Here is a 23,032-nt window from a genome sequence, read left to right on the forward strand (position 1 = left end):
ATTCCGGACGCCCCTCCTCTGACTGCTGTCGGCCTCAGTTCTGGGTGGTGTTGATGACCCCGACCCGCTCCGCCGTCGTCTTGCCGCGCAGCGCCGTACGCAGTACACCGACGACGTCCTGCGGCAGCACACCGCGCTTCCCGGTCGCCGTCTCGATCTGCACACCGTCGAAGGTGCTGCCGTACGCCGCCTTCAGCGCGTCGAGGTCGTACGTCTCCACGAGCTTGCCGCCCACGGCCTTGACGCCGAGGATCTTCGGCAGCGAAAGCGAGCCGAACTGGATGCTGTGCGCCGCGTCGGTCCGTACGGTGACGCGACCGGACATCGCGGGCTTCGCGAACTCCTTCATCTCACGGTCGACCTCGGCGTTGGACACCGTCGGCTGCTTGGTGGTGGTCGGCACGCTGACCGTGCTCGCGGAGTTGGTCTCCACCATCGTCCGGTACGCGTCCTCGACCGCCTTCGTCGAGGCGGCCGCGTCGATGCCCTTGCCCGCCTTGCCGTAGACGGCGACGGCCTTGCCGGACTGGAAGTTGATCGAGCCCTCGACGACCGAGCCCGCACCGCCGGAGGCGGCCTGCAGGGCGGCCTCCAGCTTCTCCTCGTCGACCGGCATCTCGGGCTCGACGACCCGCTTCTGGCCGAACAGGGCGCCGATCACCGAGATGGGGTTGTAGTCACTCGTGGCGGCCTTGGCGACCGTGGCGGTGGTGTCGAGCTGAAGACCCGCCTTGTCCGGCCGGAGCGAGACCGTGCTCCCGCCGACCGACAGCTTCAGCGGCTGGTTGACCCGGTCACCGAAGGCGTCGTCGAGCTTCTTGACCGCTTCGTCACGGGTGCCACCGCCGATGTCGACGCCGAGGACGGTGGTGCCCTTGGGCACGTCGGAGTGGTTCATCAGGAGACCGGCGCCGTAGACACCGAAGCCGCCGAGGACCACGACACCGCCGAGCAGGACGAGCTTGCTGCGGCCCTTCTTGGCCTTCTTGGCCTTCTTGCCGGTGGGAGCCGCGCTCTGGTTGCCCTGACTGCCTTGGCTGCCCTGATTGACCGGCTTGCTCTGGGCGGGCGGTTCGGGCAGCCGGGGCGGGGTGCGCATCGCGCCGTCGCCGCGCCCGCCCGGCCCGAACGGCGAGGACGGGGCGGGCGGTACGACAGGGATGCCGCTGGTGACGGTGTGCCCGGAGACGTTGTCCGAGGGGGCGCCGAAGCTGTCGAAGCCCTCGAAGCCCTGTATGCCGGGGCCGCCGACAGGGGGCTGCGGGGTGAGTTCCGCGGTGTCGTCGCCGAGGCTGCCGACGGGCGCGCGGCCGCTCATGCCGTTCACGCCGCCGCCGACCGGCGGGATGACGGGGCCGGTACCGGTGACCGGACCACCGGTCGGGCCTGCCGGACCCTGCGGACGGCCGGGACCGCCCGCACCGCCACGCCCACGCGGACCGTTGAACCCACCGGCGCCGCCGACACCGCCCGGACCACCGGGAGCACCGGGAATGGCAGACCCTGAACCGGGACCACCCGGGCCGCCGTTGGCCGGAAAGCCACCGAACCCGTCAAAGCCGCCCAAACCATCGGCACCATCGGCGCCGTCGTCGGCGAAGTCCTCCGAGAAGTACGGGAGGTCGTCGCGGCGGGAGTCCGGGGTGCCGCCGCCCTGGCCCGGGCGGGGGCCGGTGCTGCGGGAGCCCGCGGAGAGCGCCTCGGTGACGTCGAAGGAGCCGGTGCCGCCGCCGTGGCCGGGGGCCACGGGGCCACCGGTGGCGCCGGGCAGACCGGCACCGTTGGTGCCGCCCCGGACGCCGCCGGGCACGCTCACGGACCCGACGACCCCACCGGGCCGGGCACCGCCGCGCGGCGCCGCACCCGGGGCTCCGGATACGGCTCCCGGGGTCGGCGGACCACCGGCCGGTGAACCACTGGCCGGTGAACCACCGGGCATCCCGGCACCGTTGGTACCGCCGCCGCCCTGACCGGCCTTGGGGCCGGAGGACTTGCGGGGCGCGAACCAGTCGCTGGCCGGCTTCTCCTTGGCCGGGGCCGCAGGCGCGGCAGGCGAGCTCGGCACGGCGGGCAGGCCGCCCGACGGACCCGCCGGACGCTCCGGAGAAGCGGCAGCGGCGTCCGTGCCGTCGTCGCCGGCGGACCCATCGGCATCCCCGACGGGCTTGCGGACGACGACCGGCGGAATCGGCCGGGATCCGGGGATGTTGATCCGGATCCTGGTCGTCAGTGTGGTCTCCGTCTTGCGGTCCTCGGACGGCGTACCCGAACGGGACGCGTCCGCACCGGCGTCGGAGACCTTCGGGGTGCCGTAGGGCGGTGTCCCCGAGGGGTACGCGGCGCCTCCGCGGCCGTTGGGCCCGGAGGACGGAGTGTCAGTTTCACGACTCAAGGCAGGTTCTCCCGGTTGGCTCCGCCGCCCGTATCGACCTCATGCTTCGACCTCACGCATCGTGCTTGGACCTCATGCTCGGGCGGCTCGGCGGCGCGCACCACCATACTGGCCACTTCTGACGTGTAATCCACGCCGGATGGGGAATCCCGCACCGGACGCGCACACGCCAGGTGGGGAGAAGTGGTACGTCACTTGCCAAGTCGGACCTGCCTGCTGGCCGGTTGCCGCCCATGGCCAACGGTGGCACAGATCACAGCGAGCGCCATGCCCCCGAGCAGGAACAGATAGGAACCGCTCCCCGCGCTGAACAGGAAGTCCCCTTCGGGACGGGTCGCGGTGAGGGTGATGACGGCGACCAGCCAGCCCGCGGCGGGCGCGACCGCTCCGGCCCGGCTCCCGGCCGCGCGGGCCCCGCCGAGGAACAGCCCGCCGGCCCCGGCGAGGGCCAGCAGCAGCCCGCCGGGGAACCAGCCGCCCTGCACGAGCGCCCCGGCGGCCCCTACGAGGGCGCCCACCACGAAGAGCAGCAGATAGCCGGCGACACGCCAGAGAGAGGGCCGCGGCAACGGCTGGGCAAGCAGCAGCGAGGGCCGACCGGAACTCATCGGCCCGCCTCCTCGCCCAGGACCCCGGCGAACAGATCACCTTCGTGCAGGCCGTCACCGGCTCCGTCCTCTCCCCGCACGAGCTGGTAGTACTCGCGGGTGAGAAGAGGCTGGGCAAGCTCATTGGAGAGGGCGAAGTACGGCGGCGTCCCGTCGGCGACGGCGATCTGAGTGGCATGGGCCCGCATGGCGGCGACCTTGGCCGCCGCGGCGAATCCGGCACCGTCGATGACGGCGCTGATCACGGAGTCCTCGACGACCCCGGGCACATCACCGATGACACCGGCCCGCCCGAAGGGCAGTCCGGCGAGATCCTCCTGGAGCCGCGCGAAGGCCTCCTCGGCGACGGACCTGGGCAGCCGGTTCCAGTACACCTTGGCGACCTGGTGCCCGGCCTCGGCGGCGAGCTCCACGGCGCGCATGGCGACACGGTGGGCCTGGATGTGATCGGGGTGCCCGTACCCGCCGTTGTCGTCGTAGGTGACGACGACCTGAGGCCGGACCTCCAGCATGACCTGGACGAGATCCTTTGCGGCCTCGTCCACATCGGCCTGCCAGAAACAATGGGGATCGTCGTTGTCCGGCAGCCCCATCATCCCGGAGTCGCCGTAGCGCCCGGCCCCGCCGAGCAGCCGGAAGTCGTCGACCCCGAGGGCGCGCATGGCGGCGGTGAGCTCACCGAGGCGGTACTCGCCGAGCGCGGCGCCACTGAGATGCCGCAGCTCGGGCGGAATGACCTCACCGCGCTCACCGAGGGTGCAGGTGACCAGCGTCACGTGGACGCCTTCTGCGGCATACCTGGCCATGGTCGCGCCGTTGTTGATCGACTCGTCGTCCGGATGCGCATGCACAAGCAGCAGCCGCCGGGCGGGCAGTTCCGTCATGCCCCCAGCCTACGAGGCCGGGGGCACCGCGTTTGACACTCACGGGCGTGCCGACCATCACCGGCCGAGGGCATCCGGCCCGCTCAGAAGCGCAGACAGGTGATCTGGACGATGTACACCCGCTCGCTGCGAACGACGACCTGATACGTGAACATGCCACCAGGAACGATCACATCTCCGCCCTTCGGGTCCACACCGTCGTGGGCCCGGCCGTGGACGTGGACGGCCTCCGCAGCTCTCACCAACTCGGCCGCCTTGCTTCCACCGCGGCGAGGAAACCCGCAGGCGCGGTCCGTGCGGCCCCTTCAGCGCCGAAGGCGTATTCCCACTTCCAGCTCATCCGCGGACTGCCTTCATCGCGATGTCCAGCACGACACTCAGCTCACGCAATGCCTCTTCGGCGGTCGCGGGATCCTCGTGTTCCAGATGGGCCTTCGCACGCGCAAGGCGAGCGGACAGGTCCGGACGACGGGCGATCTCGATGTCCCTGGCCCACATCAGCACCCAGCTCTGCACCGGGCTCAAGGACTGCCACTCGACCGCCTTGGCGAAGGCCTCGTCTTTCGTCGCCTGCATCTCCTCAAGACGCGCCGGATCAACCACCGCGAGGGCCGCGCGCAATGCTTCCGGTGTCTGTTCGGGACGGGGAATGAGATCGCGTCCGGGACCGGCCGGGCCACTCATGGTGTCCTCCCTAAGTTGTCAGGTGGCCCGGGAGGGCCGGGTGTGGCTTATGGGTCCTTGCCTCAGCAGTTCCTCGACGTGCGGTTGCGCCGAATGGCTTGGAAGCCATGCCTGTCACGTTCCGAGAGCACCGCTGAGCCGGCAGCTCGCCCCGAACTGGGCGTCCCGCGACTACGCGGAAGCCCTGGAGGCCCCCACATGGAATTCGAGTGTCGGCAACGGCTGAATTTTTCACCCGTTGACGAGATTCGAGTGAATGTGCCGAAGGTACACGCATGTCTCACTCGTACGTGATCGTCCCCGCACGCATGCTCTGTCATGACTCGCTCCTGACGACGTATCGCGGAGCGGCTTGCCTGGAACGTGGTCAACAGCAGAGAAGGGCAGGAGCGTGTACGAAGCAGGAAACAGTGCGGCGGATCGCAGCAGGGTTGCTGCCATGCCGGTGCGGCGTGTGCGGCGGGGGGCGTGGGGGCTGGGAACGCTTGTCGCGGCGATGCTGCTGGGGACGTCGTTGCCAGGAAGCGCTGCCGCGGCGCAGGAACAGCCCACCACAGCGGCACGGGCCATGGCAGCACATGCGTCGGAGTGCATCCAGCCCGGGAACGCGTGGCTCAGCCCGCAGTTCTACTGGCGGAACGTGTTCGGTGCCCGTCTGGGTGAGGGAGTGATCCACGAGTCGTCCTCGCCGAACCCGTTCGGTGGGCGGATCGCGCCGGGGTCGACGTTCACGTTCAGGTGGCGTCCGGAGACCACACGCAACCCCGTGGGGGCGCAGTACCACATCCACCGCGTCAACCTGGCATCGATCATGGCGGTGGCCCAGGTGGAGTCGGTGACAGGGCCGGGCAGTTTCGCCGGGACGACGCTGACCGTGCAGGAGACGCCGCCGCAGAAGCTGGGCGACACCGCGGTCACGTTCCGGATCAGGCCAGGGACGGAGGGACAGACGGCCACCCTGTCATCGGCTGACCACAGTCTTACGACGAAGTGGCTGTTCACCAACATCAACAACATCTGGGAGAACACCGGCAGCATCACCTTCACCGTCGCCAGCCGCGCCAGCCTCGGCTGCGATTCGTCTTCGGTTCTCGGGTAACGGAACGACGAAGTGACGCGTCGGTCGGCGCACCTCCGACCGACGCCCACGGCGCCGCATCGAGCCACCGCCCTGGGAGGGCGGGGGAATCCGAGCAGGTACAGCCTCTGGCCTGCGGTCCCCAACGCGCCCCGACCGTCCCGGAGCCGGCTCGAAGCAGGAGTGGGCGACGCGACCCGGCAAGGGCAGCCGCGCCCGTTGATGGTCGCGAGTTACTCGTCCACGGCGACGTCGCCGGTGAAGATGTCCTCGGCCGTCGGGACGATCACGGCACGGCGGAGCCAGTGGCGCAGGGTTTCCAGGTCGTCGCAGTCGAGGATGCGTTCACGGACGGTCTCGGGCACGTCCATGCTGCGCACGTCGAAGACATCCAGGACGTCCGCAGCAGCACGCAGCACCTCACCCTCGGCACGGCCCTGTTCCAGGCCCTGTTCCCGGCCCTCGGCGCGGATCTCCTGGGAGATCGGTGACTTGTAAAACGAAAGGTCCACGGACACCAGTTTGCTCCAGGTTTCGGCGGCTGGGTACGAGCCCATACCTTGCGAGATGAGTTCGATGATCGGGGCGGCGACGTCCGAGGGAGTTTCCCGGAGGGCTGTCGACATGGCCTTCAGTATGGTCTCGATGTCCGGATTCTTGGCATGTGTGATCGCGGACAGCGTGGCGAGTGCCAGGTCCTTGCGGGCCTCGGCGGCGGTGATGATCACCGGCATGTTGTGCGGGCCCGCGACCAGCGGGCACAGGGTGAGCAGGGGGTACTCGCGCGGGCCGAAACGGCTCGGCCTCGCCGCCCATTCGGCGGTCGCGCGGTCCTGGCAGACCACCAGCAGCACCGGCTGCACGCCGTACTTCGCCAGCAGGTACGACGCGTAGTACGCCCAGCTCGCCGGCTTGTCGAGGTCCTTGCCACTCTGCGCCTCGACGGCGAGGACGAACGAGTCCTCCTCGTCCTCCGCGTCGAACCTCAGCAGGGTGTCGACGCGGCGTTCGAGGGGTCTGTTCTCCGTCAGGTCGGTGGGCAGGAGGGTGACCGAGGCGGGCACGGCGAGGTGGACGCCCAGTGCCGCCGAGACCCCGGAGAACAGACCGGGGTGGTCCTGGAAGATGCGATGCATCGCCTCATGGGGCGAGCTGACCATGGTTTTCCTTGGTGTGGCGTGCGCGGAGACTTTTCGGCTTCCGCGTGATGTCCCGGCCCGCACGCCAGGATCGCCACTCCCGGTGGGGCCGTCCGCATGTTTGCGGTTGCCGTGAGCATCGTTTGAAAACCGGGCTGATATCCAGCTGAACAGCGGATATTCACTCACAGGAGTGGGTTTGCGTAACGGAATTGACGGCCACTCCGACCGCGCGCACACCAAAGGCCCATGCCTCCCCAGCAGGGAAAGGCACGGGCTAGCGTCGTGATATGTGTCGTCTCCGCAGTCGACCGTTCAGTCGACCGTTCAGTCGACCGGTCAACCAGCCGTGCCGCAAGGCGGCTTGAGCACGTTCGCCCCCCGCGGCGCGGCAGCAGGACGTGCCTGGCGTGCGCCGTTGATCACGTGTCCCCCTCCGGAGGGGGACGTCAGAACTTGATGCTGCCGATCATGCTCGCCACGTTCGTCGTCAGATCGCTGATCGTGGGAGCGACGGTCGACGAAGCCAGGTAGAAGCCGAGCAGCATGCAGACCACCGCGTGCCCGCCCTTCAGACCTGATTTCTTGATCAGCAGAAAGACGATGATCGCCAGCAGCACCACCGCCGAAATCGAGAGTGCCACGGCGGCTCACCTCCAAAGATCCCGGGGACACGGGGGGTTCGGACTATGGGGGCAGTAGATCGGTACAACAATTCTTCGTGGTTGCCAGCAGGTTGATACCCACTCACCACCAGTGATCATAACTATCCCCACTCGCGCATCGATCGGCGCACGGCCGCACAAGGGGGCGCATGGCCAATATGGTCGGGGCATGACGACCGAGCCTGCTTCCTTCCCCCGCCGGCACGCCCGTACCCAGCGTTTCACCCTCGGCGCGCCGCGCGCGTTCACCGTGGCGCCGGACGGTTCCCGCGTCGCCTTCCTGCGCTCGGGCTCCGGCACGGACCGGGCCAACTCCCTGTGGATTCTCGATGTGGACGCCGGTCAGGAGCGCGTCGCGGCGGACCCGCGCGCCCTGCTCGGGGGCGCGGAGGAGAGGCTTCCGCCGGAAGAGCGCGCACGCCGTGAGCGCAGCCGTGAGGGGGGTGCCGGAATCGTCGGTTACGCCACCGATTCGGCCGTTGAGCTGGCGTCTTTCGCTCTCTCGGGGCGGCTGTTCACCGCCGAGCTGCGGGCCGGGACGGCCCGTGAACTCACCGTGCCGGGGCCGGTGATCGATCCGCGGCCCGCGCCCGACGGACGGCACATCGCCTACGTCGCCCAGGGGGCGATGCGGGTGGTGGGGGCCGAAGGTGACGGAGACCGTGCGCTTGCCGAGCCGGAGTCGGTCGACGGAAACGGGTCGGTTTGCTATGGACTCGCCGAGTTCATCGCCGCCGAGGAAATGGCGCGTTCCCGGGGCTTCTGGTGGTCCCCGGAGTCGGACCGGCTGCTCGTCGCGCGCGTGGACGACACGCCGGTGACACGGTGGTGGATCGCCGATCCCGCCCGTCCGGAACGTGAGCCACACCACGTCGCATATCCGGCGGCCGGGACCGCCAACGCTGACGTACGGTTGTTCGCGATCACCCTTGAGGGTGACCGGACCGAGGTCCGATGGGACCGTGCACGGTATCCGTATCTGGCGCGAGTGCACTGGTCAGGGGCGGGTGCGCCGCTGATCCTGGTGCAGGCCCGGGACCAGTGCAGCCAGCTCTATCTGGCCGTGGACCCGGACTCCGGGGCGACGCGGATGGTGCATGCCGACGAAGATCCGAAATGGCTGGATCTTTTCCCTGGAGTGCCCTGCTGGAGCCCCTCCGGCCAGCTCGTCCGGATGGCGGACGAGGGCGGCGCCCGTGTGCTCACCGTCGGTGAACGTCCGCTCACCGGACCCCAGTTGCATGTCCGCGCCGTTCTCGACGTCACCGCCGATGACGTGCTGATCTCCGCCTCCGCAGGCGAGGAGGCCGAGGCGCCGGAGACCGGCGAGGTGCATGTCTACCGGGTGAACGAGCTCGGCCTGGAGCGCGTGTCGCAGGCGCCCGGCGTGCACTCCGCCGTCCGCGCCGGGGGTGTCACGGTACTGGTGTCGGCGGTACCGGACCGGCCAGGCACACACGCCGAGGTCCTGCGCGACGGTAAGCGGGCCGCGGTCATCGCGTCTTACGCCGAGGATCCCGGTATGTCCCCTCGGATGACACTCCTTCAGGGGGGCGCACGCCGAATCCCATGCGCCGTGCTTATGCCACAGGACTACGCCGGAGATTCACCCCTTCCGGTTCTGCTCGATCCCTACGGGGGACCGCACGGCCAGCGGGTGACCGCCTCTCACAACGCCCACCTCACCTCGCAGTGGTTCGCCGACCAGGGTTTCGCGGTCGTCGTCGCCGACGGGCGGGGCACCCCGGGCCGCTCTCCCGCCTGGGAGAAGGCCATCAAGGACGACATCGCGGCCATCGTCCTTCAGGACCAGGTGGACGCCCTCCAGGCGCTCGCTTCCGACTTCCCGCTCGACCTCACCCGGGTCGGCATCCGCGGCTGGTCCTTCGGCGGCTACCTCGCCGCCCTCGCGGTGCTGCGCCGCCCGGACGTCTTCCACGCGGCGGTCGTCGGCGCCCCGGTCACCGATCTGCGCCTCTACGACACCCACTACCAGGAGCGCTACCTCGGCCACCCCGCCGAGCAGCCGGAGGTCTACCGGCGCAACTCCCTCATCGACGACGCCGGTCTGGTCGACGCTGCCGAGCCGCACCGCCCGATGATGATCATCCACGGTCTCGCCGACGACAACGTGGTCGTCGCCCACACCCTGCGGCTCTCCTCGGCCCTGCTGACCGCCGGACGCCCGCACGAGGTGCTGCCGCTGTCCGGGGTCACCCATATGACCCCGCAGGAGACCGTCGCCGAGAACCTGCTGCGGCTCCAGTCCGACTTCCTGCGGCGCGCTCTCGGACTGCCCAGCCTGCCTCGATAACCCCACAAACCCGCACGAACTGCGTTAACACGCAGGCAACTCAACGGAATCGGTACCGATATACGGACGCGCGACGCTGAACAGCGTACGGCCGTGCGGGTGCCGTAAACGGGCCGGGGTGCGCCATGTCACCCCGGCCCGTTGTCTTCGTCCACAAACCGGTCCCCGGCGGCCCCGCCCTGCTCCCGGCCCTCCGCGCCCCCGTCATCCTCCGGCGGCACCACCCGTTTCTCCTCAGCGAAGTGGCACGCCGACGGATGCGCCGCCGGGCCGCCCGCCGCCCGGAACTCCTCGGGCACCGCCAGCAGCGGCACCTCCACCGCGCACCGCTCCTGCGCCTTCCAGCAGCGGGTGCGGAACCGGCAGCCGGACGGGATATGGGTCGGGGACGGCACATCGCCCGCGAGGATGATCCGCTCCCGCTGCTCACGGGCGCCCGGGTCGGGCACCGGCACGGCGGACAGCAGGGCCTGGGTGTAGGGGTGCGTGGGATGCTCGTAGATCTCGGTGTCGGTGCCGATCTCCACGATCCGCCCGAGGTACATCACCGCGACCCGGTCCGAGATGTGCCGCACGATCGAGAGGTCGTGCGCGATGAAGACGTAGCTCAGCTCGAAGTCGTTCTGGAGCCGGTCCATCAGGTTGATCACCTGGGCCTGCACGGACACGTCGAGCGCCGACACCGGTTCGTCGGCGACGATGACCTCCGGGCGCAGCGCCAGCCCCCGTGCGATGCCGATGCGCTGGCGCTGGCCGCCGGAGAACTGGTGCGGATAGCGGTTGATGTACTCCGGGTTGAGCCCGACGACGTCCAGCAGGTCCTGCACCTTGCGGCGCCGGTCGCCCTTGGGCGCGGCCTCGGGGTGGATCTCGTAGGGCTCCCCGATGATGTCGCCCACGGTCATCCGGGGGTTGAGGGAGGTGTACGGGTCCTGGAACACCATCTGGATGTTGCGCCGTACCGCCTTCAGAGCCCGCCCGGAGAGTTCGGTGACGTCCTCGCCCTTGTAGCGGATCGAGCCCGCCGTCGGCCGTTCCAGGTTGACCAGCATCTTGGCGACCGTGGACTTGCCGCAGCCCGACTCGCCCACGATGCCTAGGGTTTCGCCGCGGCCGAGGGTGAAGTCCACGCCGTCGACGGCCTTCACGGCGCCGATCTGCTTCTTGAACAGGATGCCCTGGGTCAGCGGGTAGTGCTTGACGAGCCCGCTGACCTCAAGAATCGGCTCTGCCGTCGCGATCGGTGTCGCCATTGCTGTCGCCATTGAGGCACTCCCTCCAGAAGTGGCAGGCGCTGCCCCGGTGTTCGTCCACCTCGTACAGCGGGGGCTCGTCGGTGCGGCACACGTCCTGGGCCATGGGGCAGCGCGGGTTGAAGGCGCAACCGGGCGGAATGCGCATGAGGTTGGGCGGGAGACCCTTGATGGCGTAGAGCTCCTGGCCCTTCCGGTCGAGGCGGGGGATGGAGTCGAGGAGGCCGCGGGTGTAGGGGTGCGCGGGCGCCTTGTAGATGTCGTGCACGGGCGCCGACTCCACGATCCGCCCGGCGTACATCACGGCGATCCGGTCAGCCACGTCGGCGACGACGCCGAGGTCGTGGGTGATGAGGATCAGCCCCATGTGGTACTCGCGCTGCAGCTCCGCCAGCAGATCCATGACCTGGGCCTGCACGGTGACGTCGAGGGCGGTGGTCGGCTCGTCGGCGATGATGAGGGCCGGCTGGAGCGCGAGCGCCATGGCGATCATGATGCGCTGGCGCATACCGCCGGAGAACTGGTGGGGGTACTGCCGCACCCGCTCCTCGGCGCCCGGGATGCGCACCCGGTCCATCAGCTCGACGGCCTTGGCGCGGGCGTCCTTGCGGGACATCCCCTGGTGCACGACGAACATCTCGCCGAGCTGGTCGCCCACGGAGAGCACGGGGTTGAGGGCGGACAGCGCGTCCTGGAAGATCATCGCCATCTTCGCGCCGCGGATCTTCCGCCGCTCCTCCTCCTTCAGCTTCAGCAGGTCCTGCCCCTGGAAGACGACCTCGCCGCCGGTGATCCGGCCCGGCGGCATGTCGAGGATCCCCATCACGGCCTGTGCGGTCACCGACTTGCCGGAGCCGGACTCGCCGAGCACGGCGAGTGTCTCGCCCGCGTCGACGCCGTAGCTGACGCCGTTGACCGCCTTGGCGACCCCGTCGCGGGTGCGGAACTCCACGTGCAGGTCGCGCACTTCGAGGAGCATGCGCCGTCACCTCAGCTTCGGGTCGAGGGCGTCGCGCACCGCGTCGCCGAGCATGATGAACGCGAGGACGGTGATCGCGAGCGCGGCGGCCGGCCACAGCAGCATGTGCGGGGCCTGCCGGACGTAGGCGGAGGCCGAGGAGAGGTCGATGCCCCAGCTCACCGACGGCGGTTTCAGGCCGACGCCGAGGTACGAAAGGGTCGCCTCCAGGGCGATGTAGGTGCCGAGGGCGATGGTCGCGACGACGATCACAGGGGCGACCGCGTTGGGTGCGATGTGGCGCAGCAGGATGCGGGAGTTGGAGGCGCCGAGGGCGCGGGCGGCCTGGACGTAGTCGTTCTCCTTGGCGGTGATGACGGCGCCGCGCGCGATGCGGTAGATCTGCGGCCAGCCGAGCAGCACGATGAACCCGATGACCGGCCACACGGTGCTGCTGGTGACCACGGACAGCAGGACGAGACCGCCGAGGACGACGGGGATCGCGAAGAACACGTCGGTGACGCGGGACATCGTCGAGTCCGTGCCGCCCCCGAAGAACCCGGCGAGCCCGCCGAGGAACGAGCCGAGCAGGGCGACGCCGAGGGTGGCGCAGACGCCGACCGCGACGGAGGTACGGGCGCCGTAGACGACGCGGGTGTAGACGTCGCAGCCCTGGCCGTCGTAGCCGAACGGATGGCCCGGCTGGGAGCCCTGCTGGGCCTTGGCGAGGTCGCACTTGAGGGGATTGCCGGAGGCGATCAGCGAGGGCCACAGGGAGATGACGACGAGGAAGAGGATCACCAGCGCGGAGATGATGAAGACGGGGTTGCGGCGCAGGTCCCGCCAGGCGTCGGACCACAGCGAGCGCGGTTTGCCGGTGGGTCCGGTGCCTTCCGGGCCGCCCGGGGTGCGCTCCAGGGTCTCCGCCTCCGACGCCGCGAGGTCCATCGCGCCGCCCATGCCGGCGGACGAGATGGCGCCCTGGGGGTCGTACTGCTCAGGCATAGCGGATCCTCGGGTCGAGTACGGCGTAGAGGAGGTCGACGAGCAGGTTGGCGATCAGGAAGACCAGGACGAGGATCGTCACGAAGCCCACCACGGTCTGGGTGTTGTGGCGGACGATGCCCTGGTAGAGCTGGTAGCCCACGCCGTGGATGTTGAAGATCCGCTCGGTGACGATCGCGCCGCCCATCAGGGCGCCGATGTCGGCGCCGATGAAGGTGATCACCGGGATCAGGGAGTTGCGCAGCAGATGCCGGGTGATGACCCGGCGCCGGGGCAGTCCCTTGGCGACGGCCGTACGGACGTAGTCGGAGCGCTGGTTCTCCGCGATGGAGGTGCGGGTGAGGCGTGTGACGTAGGCGAGGGAGACGGAGGCGAGCACCAGGCCCGGCACGATCAGCTCGCCGAACGTGGCCTCGGTCGACACGGACGGCTTGATCCACCCCCATTGGACGCCCAGCAGCAGCTGGAGGACCAGACCGGTGACGAAGGTGGGGATCGCGATCACCACCAGGGTCGCGACGAGCACGCCGGTGTCGGCCGGTCTGCCGCGGCGCAGACCGGTGAGGACGCCCAGGGTGATCCCGATGACGATCTCGAAGAAGATCGCCACGATCGTCAGCCGGATCGTCACGGGGAACGCCGACGACATCAGCTCGGTGACCTTCTGGCCGTTGAACGCGGTACCGAAGTCGCCGGTGAAGAGGTTCCCCATATAGGTCAGGTATTGCTGCCAGACCGGCTTGTCGAGGCCGAACTCCTTCCTGAGCTGCGCCGCGGTGGCCGGGTCGCACGTCCGCTGGCCGCACAGCCCGGCGATGGGGTCGCCCATCACGTTCACCATGAGGAAGATCAGGAGTGTGGCGCCGAAGAAGACCGGGATCATCTGGAGCAGACGCCGGGCGACATAGCGGCCCATGGGGGATCAGCTGACCTTGATCTCGTTGTAGACGGGGACGCTGAACGGGTTGAGCGCCACGTCGGACAGCCGGCTCGCGTAGCCCGCGCTGCCGTTCTGGTACCAGAGCGGGATCGCGGCCATCTGGTCGCGGACGACCTTCTCGGCGTTCTGGAAGATCTGCACGGCCTTCGTCTTGTCCGTCTCGGCGTTGGCCTGGTTGACCAGCTTGTCGAACTGCTGGTTCGACCATTTGCCGTCGTTGGAGGAGGCGTTGGTGTAGTACAGGGGCTGGAGGAAGTTCTGGATCAGCGGGTAGTCCATCTGCCAGCCCGCCCGGAAGGGGCCCCTCAGTTTCTGCTGGGAGGCCTGGGCGCGGAAGTCGGCGAAGGTGCCGACGGGGTCGCCGACGCATGCCTTGTCCTTGCCCAGTGCGTTGTTGATGGAGTTGCAGACGGCGTCGACCCACTCCTTGTGGGACCCGGTGTCGGCGTTGTAAGTGATCTTCACCTGTCCGCCGGGCAGTCCGCCGCCCTCCTGGATCAGCTTCTTGGCCTCGGTGGGGTTGTAGTCGCACGCGGACCCGCACAGCCCCTCCTTGAACCCGCCTGCCTCACCGAGGACGGGTGAGGTCCAGTCGGTGGCCGGGGTGCGGGTGTTCTGGAAGATGGTTTTCGTGATCTGCGCGCGGTTGATCGCCATGGACAGTCCGGTACGGACCTTCTGCGCGCCGCTGGTGTTCCACGCCGCGACGTAGAACGGGAACGCGATGGTCTGGATGATGCCGGCGGGTGTGTTGATGTACCGGCTGCCCAGGTCGCTCTTGACGTTCTTGAGCTGCGCGGCGGGCACGTCGTCGACGAGGTCGAGGTTGCCTGAGATCAGGTCGGTGTAGGCGGTGTTGTAGTCGGTGTAGACCTTGAGGTCCACACCGTCGTTCTGCGCCTTGTCGTCACCGGGGTAGCCGTCCCACTTCTTCAGGGACATCTGCGATCCCTTGGTGTACGAGTCGATGGTGTACGGCCCGTTCCCCACCGGTTTGTTCAGCCAGCCGGCGTGGTTGCTGAAGAAGCTCTGCGGCAGCGGGGAGAACGCGGCGTAGCCGAGGGTGCCGGGGAAGGTCGAGAACTTCTGGCTGAGCTTGACGGTGAAGGTGCTGTTGTTGACGACCTTCAGCCCGGACAGGGTGGTCGCGGTCTGGCTGCCGGTGTCCGGGTGGACCTTGTCGTAGCCGTCGATGTACCCGAAGAAGTACGCGTTCTTCTGGTTGCTCTTCAGGCTCGCCCCGTAGTTCCAGGCGTCCACGAAGGACTTGGAGGTGACCTTCTCGCCGTTGCTGAAGGTCCAGCCGGGCTTCAGGGTGATCGTGAAGTTCTGCGAGTCCGACGAGGTGATCTTGTCGGCCAGCATGTTCTCGGGGGCGCCGGTCTTGGAGTTGTAGCGCACCAACCCGCGGAAGATCATGTCGAGCACCTTGCCGCCCTGCACCTCGTTGGTGTTGCCGGGCTCCAGCGGGTTCTGCGGGTCCCCCCAGGAGGCACTGAGCGTCCCGCCACCGCCGCCGCTGCTGCCCCCGCCACCGCAGCCGGTGGCGACGAGAGCAGCCGCCACCGCGCACACGGCCCATCTGGCGTGAGTGGCTCCACGCATGACGCCTCCCTGTGATCACTGATCCATTAACGGTCAATATCGATGCAAAGGGGATGTAGCGCATATGAATCGCACCCTTTGGGGGACGGGAGGGGGGCATCCGAGGGACACGGGGTCGGGCATCGGAGGGACACCGGGTCGGGCATCGGAGGCGCACCGGCGCGCGTCGGCGCGCACGGGGAGCGGTCCGCTTCTCACGGAAGGGGGCCGGGCCCCCGCCCGTCCCGGGTCAGCACGTCGACCCTGCGCTTCCTGACCCGGAAGGCGGTGTCGCGCTTCGTGACGGAGGCGGGGCTGCGGGTGGAGCGGCAGTACGGCGACTGGACGCTGGGGCCCATCCGCCCGGCCAGTCCCGAAATCATCACCGTCACGGAACACTCATAGGCTCAATTTTCACTCAAGTCACTTTGACCAGCCGTGAGTTGGCTGAAAAGCTGTGACGCGTTCCGGTCAAGGCGGCGCGCCTCGGCGGGCCGCCTTGCCACTCCACTCATTCACACATTCGGAGGACACCCACGTGAGACGTGTCATCGGCACTCTCGTCTCCGGCGCCCTGCTCAGCACCGGAGCGGTCGCGGTCTCCGCGACGCCCGCCGCCGCGGGCGTCAAGTGCGACGACTCCCCCATCTACACGATCTCCGACAAGAAGACGGTCTGGAAGCCGACCAACGTGCACAGCGACTGGGCCAGGCCCGGCGTGACCATCAGCTACTCGAAGAACAAGACGGGCAGCTGGACGGCGACGGGCACCGTTCAGCTGGGCACCGAAGCGGGGGTCATCTTCGCCAAGGCGTCGACCTCGTTCAGCGTGTCCGTCGGCAAGACGTGGTCGAAGTCCGACATCTGGACCTACTCGGCGAAGGTCGAGAAGAAGCCCGGCAAGACCAAGGGCCGCCTCATGATGTACCACGAGGCCAAGGGGTTCAGCGTCACCAAGTACTACCTCCAGCCCAACGGCCGCCAGCAGTGCGTCAAGCACAAGGTGTGGAAGAAGTCCGGCATCGTGGCGCCGGCGAAGCGCAACAACAACCTGTGGGGCATCCAGTACGGGTGACACACGCCCGGCGTTCCGCCCTCGCACTTCCCGGCTCGAACCGATAGGCACGGGAGCTACCGGTTCTCGCCTCGTCGCCCCGCCGCATCTCGTGCGGCGGGGCGACCTGCGTTCAACGACATGCACCGGGAGACTTGTACCGAAGCACCGTCAGGACCCGACCAGGTCGTCTTCACCGGTCTCGGCCAATGGTTGCCCGAGTGGCCGCCGATTCGGCGTTTTCGCAGGCCACGCAGGCTCGACGCGCCGTTGACGCGTGGAGACACCACTGATAGACACACTCATCACCCAGCTGGCCCTCCACAGACGACACACCGCTCAAGCAGTCCGACAGCCATCCCCGTGCGAGTGATGACGCGAGGTCACGACCTATGAGCACACAAGACCAGCACGGCAGAGGGCACTTACCTCGAGTGCGCTCCCGCCCACTCCCCCGGCTCATGGCCGCCGCCGGCGCCGTGGCCCTGACGCTCTCGGCGGGCCTCGCCACTCCGCTCAACCCCGCGCCCCAGCGGGCCGAGGCGCGGGAGAGCGACAAGGTCCTCACCCTCGCGGTCGCCCAGAGCGTCGACTCGCTCAGCCCCTTCCTGGCGATGCGGCTGGTCAGCACCAGCATCCTGCGGCTGACATACGAGTACCTGACCGACTACGACCCCGGTGACGGCCACCCGATCCCGGGCCTGGCCACCAAGTGGTCACCGTCGGCCGACAAGCTCACCTGGACCTACACGATCCGCTCCGACGCCACATGGTCCGACGGGCAGAAGGTCACCGCCGACGACGCGGCCTGGACGTTCGACAAGATGATGACCGACGAGGCCGCGGCCACCGCGAACGGCAACTTCGTCACCAACTTCCGGAAGGTGACGGCCCCGAACCCCACCGAGCTCGTCGTCGAGCTGAAGAAGCCGCAGGCCACGATGACCGCACTCGACGTGCCGATCGTGCCCAAGCACATCTGGGAAAAGGTCGGCGACTTCTCCAAGTTCAACAACGACAAGACCTTCCCCGTCGTCGGCGACGGCCCGTTCGTCCTCAGCGACTACAAGCCCGACAGCTATGTCCGGCTGAAGGCCAACAAGACCTTCTGGCGCGGGGCGCCGAAGTTCGACGAGCTGGAGTTCAAGTACTACAAGGACCAGGACGCGGCCGTCGCCGCCCTGCGCAAGGGCGAGGTCTCCTTCGTCGCGGGCTCGCCGTCCCTGACACCGGCGCAGGCAGCCTCCCTCAAGGGCGACAAGGACATCCACGTCAACGACGCCCCCGGCCGCCGCTTCTACGCCCTTGCCGTCAACCCGGGCGCGCAGGCCAGAAACGGCCAGAAGTTCGGGGACGGCGACGCGTCCCTGCTGGACGAACGGGTGCGGCACGCCCTGTTCCTCTCCGTCGACCGCAAGACCATCATCGACAAGGTGTTCCAGGGGCACGCGGTCCAGGGCCAGGGCTACATCCCGCCGCGCTTCTCGACGTACTTCTGGAAGCCCTCGGCGAGCCAGGAACTCGCCTACGACCCCGCCGGGGCGGCCCGGCTGCTCGACGAGGCGGGCTACAAGAAGAACGGCGACGGCAAGCGGGTCGGCAAGAACGGCAAGCCACTGGACTACCGTCTCCTGTGCCACGCCACCGATCCCAACGACAAGGCGGTCGGCCAGTACCTCAGAGAGTGGTGGGGCAAGCTGGGCGTCGGCGTCACGCTCGACTGCCTCGACAACGTCACCGATCCCTGGCTCGCGGGCAGGTACGACCTCGCCTTCGACGGCTGGTCCGTCAACCCCGACCCGGACTATGTGCTGTCCATCCACACCTGCGCGGCCCTGCCCGCGACCCCGAAGGACACCGGCGCCACCGACAACTTCGTCTGCGACAAGACGTACGACGGTCTGTACGCCCGTCAACTCGCCGAGTACGACCCCGCCGAACGGGCGAATCTCGTCAAGCGGCTGGAGTCACGGCTGTACGACCTCGGGTACATGAACGTCATGGCGTACCCGAACGCGGTCGAGGCATACCGCACGGATCAGATCGAGTCGATCGAGACAATGCCCAAGGCCGCGGGCAACATCTACGGCCAGGACGGCTACTGGAGCTGGTGGTCCGCGGTACCGGCCGCGTCCGACGGCTCCTCGGACGGCGGCAGTTCGACAGGCGTCGTCATCGGAATCGTCGCGGGGGTCGTGGTCCTGGCCGGCGCCGGGGTGCTGATCGCGATGCGCCGCCGCGCCACCGCCGACGACCGCGAGTAGCCCCGAGTGTCCGCGATGAACCGACCCTTCACACCAGCCCAGTGGCAGGCGGGCCGCCATGACCGCTGACGCAGCGTCCGCGCCGGTCGGCAAGGACGCCGGTCCGGCCCCCGGCGGTCCGGTCCCCGCCGGACCTGCGGTCCGCGGGCCGCGAGCGCGCACCACCGCCGCCTATCTGCGTTACGGCGGTGGAAAACTCGGCGGCGCCGCCGTCTCGTTGCTCGCCGTCCTCGTCACCAGCTTCTTCCTGTTCCGGCTGATCCCGGGCGATCCGGTGAAGACGATGACGGGCGGCCGCCCGGTCTCGGCCGGGCAACTGGCCGCGTATCGCAGGGAGTTCGGTCTCGACCTGCCGCTGTGGGAGCAGTTCGCCGACTACTGCCGCAAGGCGCTCACCGGTGACCTCGGCACCTCGTACCAGTTCCGGGCGCCGGTCGTCGACAAGATCGCCGAGGCGCTGCCGAACACGCTGCTGCTGACCGGAACGGCCTTCGTCCTCTACACCACGCTCGGCATGTTCCTCGGCACACGCTCGGCATGGCGGCACGGACGGCTCGGCGACCGGCTCAACACCGGCCTGGCGCTGACCCTCTACTCCGTCCCGTCGTTCTGGCTGGGCCTGCTTCTGATCATCGTGTTCGCGGTGGGCGTGGGCCCCGTCCCCGGGCTCTTCCCGACCGGCGGCATGGAATCGGGCGGCAAGGAGGGCTTCGGCTATGCCGTCGACGTCGCCCACCATCTGGTCCTGCCGGTGATCACGCTGGTCGCGGTCGAGTACGGGCAGACGCTGCTGGTCACCCGCTCGGCGCTGCTCGACGAGATGGGCAGCGACTATCTGACCACCGCGCGGGCCAAGGGCCTGCGGGACAGCCTGGTCCGGCGGCGGCACGCCGTGCCGAACGCGCTGCTGCCGACGGTGACACTGATCTTCGTCAACCTCGGCCGGACGGTCGCCGGAGTCATCCTGGTCGAGACGGTCTTCTCCTGGCCGGGACTCGGCGGGCTCTTCTACCAGGCGCTGAGCGTGCCCGATCTGCCGCTGGTACAGGGGCTGTTCCTCGTCTTCGCCTCCGCGGTGATCATCATGAACACCCTGGCCGACCTGCTCTATCCGCTGCTCGACCCCCGGGTGGGCCGATGACGACCGACACCACTCCCCCGCTGCCCGAGGCCGGTCCGACCGGGCCGCGCTCGCTGGCCTGGCAGCGCCGCCGCCGCTCCGCCGTACGGTTCTGGCAGCGCTACCGCACCCATCGCGCCGGGCTCCTCGGCCTGGCCGCGCTCGCCCTGTTCGCGCTCGTCGCGCTGACCGCACCGCTGACGGTCGGCTCCGAAGTGGCCAGGGTGACCGACGCCCCGGGCAGTCCGCTTCAGCCGCCGAGTACCGAATTCCCGCTGGGCACCGACCGGTTCGGGCGTGACCTGCTGGGTCTGGTCATCTGGGGTTCGCGGGTCTCGCTGCTCGTCGGGCTGCTCGCGGCCGTGCTGTCGGTGGCGATCGGCGCGGTCGTCGGCATCACCGCCGGGCACTTCCGCGGAGCGTACGGGACCGTGCTGATGCGGATCACGGACTGGTTCCTGGTGATGCCCACGCTGGTGCTCGCCATCGCGCTGGCCACCGTGATGTCCCGCTCACTGGGTACGGTGATCCTCGCGATCGGCGTCACCACCTGGCCGACGACGGCCCGGCTGGTGCGTGCGCAGACACTCGCGGTGGAGTCACGGCCGTACATCGAACGGGCCAGGGCGCTCGGCGGCGGCCACCGGCATGTCATGACCCGGCATGTGCTGCCCAACGTGATGCCGCTGGTCCTCGCCCAGACGACCCTGATGATCTCCTCCTCCGTCCTCGCCGAGGCGACGCTGGCCTTCCTCGGTCTCGGCGATCCGACGGTCGTCTCATGGGGCGGGCTGCTGCAGGACGCCCGTGAGGCGGGCGCGGTCAGTGCCGGGGACTGGTGGTACCTGGTGCCGCCCGGCATCGCGATCGCCCTGGTCGCGCTGGCGTTCACGCTGTGCGGGCGGGCGGTCGAGTCCGTGCTCGATCCCAGGCTGGGGGTGGCCCGTTGACGCTGCTGGAGGTCCGGAACCTTGACGTGACGTACCCGGGCGGGGCCGCCGCCGTACGGGGCGTCGACCTGTCGCTGCCGGCCGGCCAAAAGCTCGGCATCGCCGGGGAGTCCGGCTGCGGCAAGTCCACGCTGGCGCTCGCGATGCTGCGGCTGCTGCCGACCGGTACCCGGGTCGGCGGCGAGATCCTCCTGGACGGCGAGGACATCCTGACCATGCGGTGGGGACGCGTCCGCGCGGTCCGCTGGGCGGGCGCCTCGATCGTCTTCCAGGGTGCGATGCACTCGCTCAATCCCGTACACCGCGTCGGCGACCAGATCGCCGAGCCGATCCTGCTGCACGGGAGGGCGACTGCGGGGGCAGCGAAGAAGCGGACGGGCGAGCTCCTGGAGCAGGTGGGCCTGTCGGCCGGGCGGGCGACGGCGTATCCGCACGAGCTCTCCGGGGGCCAGCGCCAGCGCGTCATGATCGCCATGGCGCTGGCCTGCGGCCCGCGGCTGGTCATCGCCGACGAGCCGACCACCGCCCTCGATGTGATGATCCAGGCGCAGATCCTCCGGCTGATCCAGCAGCTGGTCACCGAGCAGGAGCTGGCTCTGATCATGATCAGTCACGATCTGGCGGTGCTCGCCGACACCTGTGACCGGCTGGCGGTGATGTACGCGGGCCGTGTGGTCGAGGAGGGCCCAGCGCGGGCGGTGTACGAGGACGCGCTGCACCCGTACGGCAAGGGCCTGTCGGCCGCGTTCCCCCGTATCGGCGACCCGGCCTCCCGGTTCGCCCCGCGTGGTCTGGCAGGCGACCCGCCCGACCCGGCGGCGCTGCCCTCCGGGTGCGCCTTCCACCCCCGCTGCCCGGTGGCCCTGGACGGCTGCGCCGCACAGGACCAGGCGCTGCGGGACGCGGGGCAGGGACGGCGGGCCGCCTGTGTGCATGTGGAGGCTCCGGTACCCGGCCGGGCCACCGCCGCAGAGGATGCGAGGAGCGCCACGTGACGACACCACCACCGCCGCCGCTGCTCAGCGCCCAGGGCCTGCAGGTGACCTTCCCGGGGCGTCACGGCGCCCCGCCGGCCCGTGCCGTGGACGGCGTCGAACTCGACATCGGCGCCGGTGAGATCGTGGCCCTGGTCGGCGAGTCGGGCTGCGGCAAGACGACCCTGGCCCGCTCGCTGCTCGGCCTGGTCCCGCCGACCGCGGGAAGCGTGCGCTTCGACGGCAGACCGCTGGCGTACTCCTCACGGGCTCTGCGGGCCTACCGCAGACGCGTCCAGCTGGTGCTGCAGGATCCGAGCGGCTCCCTCAACCCCCGGCACACGGTGTACGAGGCGGTGGCCGAAGGACTGCGCGTCCACCGGCACACGGGGGACGAGCGGGCGGCGGTCGCCCAGGCCCTGGCCCGGGCGGGGCTCAGACCGCCCGAACGCTTCTTCCTGCGCTACCCGCACGAGCTGTCCGGCGGCCAGCGCCAGCGGGTGGTGATCGCGGGCGCCCTGGTCCTGGAGCCGGAGCTGGTCATCGCGGATGAGCCGGTGGCCTCGCTGGACGCCTCCGTACGCGGCGAGATCCTCGCCCTGCTGCTGCGCCTGCGCACCGAACTGGGCCTGTCCGCCCTGGTGGTGACCCATGATCTGGGCCTCGCGTGGAACATCGCCGACCGGGTCGCGGTGATGTACCTCGGCCGGATCGTGGAGACGGGCACGGTGGAGGACGTCCTGACCGCGCCCCGGCACCCCTACACACAGGCGCTGCTGTCGGTCCTCCCGGAGGCCCCGGGCGCCCCGGTGGTCCTCACCGGCGAGCCCCCGGACCCGTCCCGTATCCCCTCGGGCTGCCGCTTTCACGCCCGGTGCCAGGTGCTGGCGAGCGGGGAGGCGGAGCGGGCGGGGGTGGCGGCGGCGTGCCGGTCCCGGGAGCCGGGGGTGCTGGACGGGGGCGGCAGGGGACAGGTGGCGTGCCACTGGGCGGGGGCGGAGGCCGACGGCTGACTCCGCGGGACACGCGGACGCCGGTCCGTAAAGACGCGGCGACGTGCCCACGGGCCGGGCCTGCCCGGCAGGCATCCGGCGTCAGAGCCGTGCGAGTCCCTCGGTGGGTGTGCTGCGAGCGTTCGGCGGTTCTTGTTGCGGTTGATGGTTGGT

The 23,032-nt window shown here is 69.4% G+C and carries 21 protein-coding genes; 8 read left to right on the forward strand and 13 right to left on the reverse strand.

What is annotated here, in order from left to right; genetic code table 11:
* Positions 1-34: 34 nt before the first annotated feature.
* The 5 genes from ACSYGN_RS13990 to ACSYGN_RS14010 all read right to left on the reverse strand — a co-directional run bounded on the left by ACSYGN_RS13990 (position 35) and on the right by ACSYGN_RS14010 (position 4,568).
* Positions 35-2,392 (reverse strand): hypothetical protein, encoded by a 2,358-nt coding sequence (locus tag ACSYGN_RS13990; RefSeq protein WP_460395417.1) that lies wholly within the window; start codon positions 2,390-2,392, stop codon positions 35-37.
* 191 nt (positions 2,393-2,583) lie between these two features.
* Positions 2,584-3,000: a DUF6113 family protein gene (locus ACSYGN_RS13995; protein ID WP_460395419.1), complete on the reverse strand. Its 417-nt coding sequence runs from the start codon at positions 2,998-3,000 to the stop codon at positions 2,584-2,586.
* Entirely contained in the window at positions 2,997-3,884 is an 888-nt protein-coding gene (mshB, locus tag ACSYGN_RS14000) for an N-acetyl-1-D-myo-inositol-2-amino-2-deoxy-alpha-D-glucopyranoside deacetylase (protein ID WP_460395421.1), read from the reverse strand. Before mshB ends, ACSYGN_RS13995 begins: the two co-directional genes overlap by 4 nt.
* Before the next feature lie 83 nt (positions 3,885-3,967).
* Positions 3,968-4,126, reverse strand: a complete 159-nt coding sequence (locus ACSYGN_RS14005; RefSeq protein WP_460395423.1) for a hypothetical protein — start codon at positions 4,124-4,126, stop codon at positions 3,968-3,970.
* A 94-nt stretch (positions 4,127-4,220) separates the two neighbouring features.
* Positions 4,221-4,568 (reverse strand): hypothetical protein, encoded by a 348-nt coding sequence (locus tag ACSYGN_RS14010; protein ID WP_460395425.1) that lies wholly within the window; start codon positions 4,566-4,568, stop codon positions 4,221-4,223.
* Between the two features lie 439 nt (positions 4,569-5,007).
* On the opposite strand from ACSYGN_RS14010, the gene ACSYGN_RS14015 reads away from it, so the two are divergent.
* Entirely contained in the window at positions 5,008-5,667 is a 660-nt protein-coding gene (locus ACSYGN_RS14015) for a hypothetical protein (RefSeq protein WP_460395427.1), read from the forward strand.
* Between the two features lie 212 nt (positions 5,668-5,879).
* Here the strand turns inward: ACSYGN_RS14015 and ACSYGN_RS14020 are convergent, their stop codons facing one another.
* Positions 5,880-6,806, reverse strand: coding sequence for an RpnC/YadD family protein (locus ACSYGN_RS14020; RefSeq protein ID WP_460395429.1), 927 nt, complete (start codon positions 6,804-6,806; stop codon positions 5,880-5,882).
* A gap of 428 nt (positions 6,807-7,234) precedes the next feature.
* Positions 7,235-7,429 (reverse strand): hypothetical protein, encoded by a 195-nt coding sequence (locus ACSYGN_RS14025; protein WP_046733847.1) that lies wholly within the window; start codon positions 7,427-7,429, stop codon positions 7,235-7,237.
* A gap of 190 nt (positions 7,430-7,619) precedes the next feature.
* Here ACSYGN_RS14025 and ACSYGN_RS14030 point away from each other — a divergent pair, with 190 nt between their 5' ends.
* Entirely contained in the window at positions 7,620-9,764 is a 2,145-nt protein-coding gene (locus ACSYGN_RS14030) for a S9 family peptidase (protein ID WP_460395431.1), read from the forward strand.
* A gap of 128 nt (positions 9,765-9,892) precedes the next feature.
* Here ACSYGN_RS14030 and ACSYGN_RS14035 read toward each other — a convergent pair whose 3' ends face one another.
* From ACSYGN_RS14035 to ACSYGN_RS14060, 6 genes are all read right to left on the reverse strand, one after another.
* Complete coding sequence (locus tag ACSYGN_RS14035; protein WP_460403452.1) at positions 9,893-11,017, reverse strand: ABC transporter ATP-binding protein; 1,125 nt, start codon at positions 11,015-11,017, stop codon at positions 9,893-9,895.
* On the reverse strand, positions 10,980-11,996 hold the full coding sequence (locus ACSYGN_RS14040) for an ABC transporter ATP-binding protein (protein WP_460395433.1): 1,017 nt from the start codon (positions 11,994-11,996) through the stop codon (positions 10,980-10,982). The genes ACSYGN_RS14035 and ACSYGN_RS14040 overlap by 38 nt, the downstream gene beginning before the upstream one ends.
* Before the next feature lie 6 nt (positions 11,997-12,002).
* On the reverse strand, positions 12,003-12,980 hold the full coding sequence (locus ACSYGN_RS14045) for an ABC transporter permease (RefSeq protein WP_460395435.1): 978 nt from the start codon (positions 12,978-12,980) through the stop codon (positions 12,003-12,005).
* The gene (locus ACSYGN_RS14050) at positions 12,973-13,896 is read right to left on the reverse strand and encodes an ABC transporter permease (protein ID WP_460395437.1); all 924 of its coding nucleotides are present in this window, start codon (positions 13,894-13,896) and stop codon (positions 12,973-12,975) included. Before ACSYGN_RS14050 ends, ACSYGN_RS14045 begins: the two co-directional genes overlap by 8 nt.
* 6 nt (positions 13,897-13,902) lie before the next feature.
* Positions 13,903-15,525, reverse strand: coding sequence for a peptide ABC transporter substrate-binding protein (locus ACSYGN_RS14055; RefSeq protein WP_460395439.1), 1,623 nt, complete (start codon positions 15,523-15,525; stop codon positions 13,903-13,905).
* 194 nt (positions 15,526-15,719) lie between these two features.
* Positions 15,720-15,896: a hypothetical protein gene (locus ACSYGN_RS14060; RefSeq protein ID WP_460395441.1), complete on the reverse strand. Its 177-nt coding sequence runs from the start codon at positions 15,894-15,896 to the stop codon at positions 15,720-15,722.
* Between the two features lie 146 nt (positions 15,897-16,042).
* On the opposite strand from ACSYGN_RS14060, the gene ACSYGN_RS14065 reads away from it, so the two are divergent.
* From ACSYGN_RS14065 to ACSYGN_RS14090, 6 genes are all read left to right on the forward strand, one after another.
* A complete protein-coding gene (locus tag ACSYGN_RS14065; RefSeq protein ID WP_460395443.1) occupies positions 16,043-16,579 on the forward strand; it encodes a hypothetical protein in 537 nt (178 codons plus the stop codon).
* Between the two features lie 371 nt (positions 16,580-16,950).
* Positions 16,951-18,822 carry an ABC transporter substrate-binding protein gene (locus ACSYGN_RS14070; RefSeq protein WP_460395445.1) on the forward strand — a complete coding sequence of 624 codons (1,872 nt, stop codon included), beginning with the start codon at positions 16,951-16,953 and terminating at the stop codon, positions 18,820-18,822.
* A gap of 58 nt (positions 18,823-18,880) precedes the next feature.
* On the forward strand, positions 18,881-19,963 hold the full coding sequence (locus tag ACSYGN_RS14075) for an ABC transporter permease (RefSeq protein WP_460395447.1): 1,083 nt from the start codon (positions 18,881-18,883) through the stop codon (positions 19,961-19,963).
* Complete coding sequence (locus ACSYGN_RS14080) at positions 19,960-20,892, forward strand: ABC transporter permease (RefSeq protein ID WP_460395449.1); 933 nt, start codon at positions 19,960-19,962, stop codon at positions 20,890-20,892. Before ACSYGN_RS14075 ends, ACSYGN_RS14080 begins: the two co-directional genes overlap by 4 nt.
* Positions 20,889-21,887 (forward strand): ABC transporter ATP-binding protein, encoded by a 999-nt coding sequence (locus tag ACSYGN_RS14085; RefSeq protein WP_460395451.1) that lies wholly within the window; start codon positions 20,889-20,891, stop codon positions 21,885-21,887. Before ACSYGN_RS14080 ends, ACSYGN_RS14085 begins: the two co-directional genes overlap by 4 nt.
* Positions 21,884-22,879, forward strand: coding sequence for an ABC transporter ATP-binding protein (locus ACSYGN_RS14090; protein WP_460395453.1), 996 nt, complete (start codon positions 21,884-21,886; stop codon positions 22,877-22,879). The genes ACSYGN_RS14085 and ACSYGN_RS14090 overlap by 4 nt, the downstream gene beginning before the upstream one ends.
* The last annotated feature ends 153 nt before the right edge of the window (positions 22,880-23,032 follow it).

The sequence above is a fragment of the Streptomyces sp. YIM S03343 genome, assembly GCF_054729195.1.

Coding starts and splice junctions, on each gene's coding strand:
- ACSYGN_RS13995 (WP_460395419.1), bottom strand. CDS start 3,000: ATGAGTTCCGGTCGGCCCTCGCTGCTGCTTGCCCAGCCGTTGCCGCGG.
- mshB (WP_460395421.1), bottom strand. CDS start 3,884: ATGACGGAACTGCCCGCCCGGCGGCTGCTGCTTGTGCATGCGCATCCG.
- ACSYGN_RS14010 (WP_460395425.1), bottom strand. CDS start 4,568: ATGAGTGGCCCGGCCGGTCCCGGACGCGATCTCATTCCCCGTCCCGAA.
- ACSYGN_RS14015 (WP_460395427.1), top strand. CDS start 5,008: ATGCCGGTGCGGCGTGTGCGGCGGGGGGCGTGGGGGCTGGGAACGCTT.
- ACSYGN_RS14020 (WP_460395429.1), bottom strand. CDS start 6,806: ATGGTCAGCTCGCCCCATGAGGCGATGCATCGCATCTTCCAGGACCAC.
- ACSYGN_RS14030 (WP_460395431.1), top strand. CDS start 7,620: ATGACGACCGAGCCTGCTTCCTTCCCCCGCCGGCACGCCCGTACCCAG.
- ACSYGN_RS14035 (WP_460403452.1), bottom strand. CDS start 11,017: ATGGCGACACCGATCGCGACGGCAGAGCCGATTCTTGAGGTCAGCGGG.
- ACSYGN_RS14040 (WP_460395433.1), bottom strand. CDS start 11,996: ATGCTCCTCGAAGTGCGCGACCTGCACGTGGAGTTCCGCACCCGCGAC.
- ACSYGN_RS14045 (WP_460395435.1), bottom strand. CDS start 12,980: ATGCCTGAGCAGTACGACCCCCAGGGCGCCATCTCGTCCGCCGGCATG.
- ACSYGN_RS14050 (WP_460395437.1), bottom strand. CDS start 13,896: ATGGGCCGCTATGTCGCCCGGCGTCTGCTCCAGATGATCCCGGTCTTC.
- ACSYGN_RS14055 (WP_460395439.1), bottom strand. CDS start 15,525: ATGCGTGGAGCCACTCACGCCAGATGGGCCGTGTGCGCGGTGGCGGCT.
- ACSYGN_RS14070 (WP_460395445.1), top strand. CDS start 16,951: ATGAGCACACAAGACCAGCACGGCAGAGGGCACTTACCTCGAGTGCGC.
- ACSYGN_RS14075 (WP_460395447.1), top strand. CDS start 18,881: ATGACCGCTGACGCAGCGTCCGCGCCGGTCGGCAAGGACGCCGGTCCG.
- ACSYGN_RS14080 (WP_460395449.1), top strand. CDS start 19,960: ATGACGACCGACACCACTCCCCCGCTGCCCGAGGCCGGTCCGACCGGG.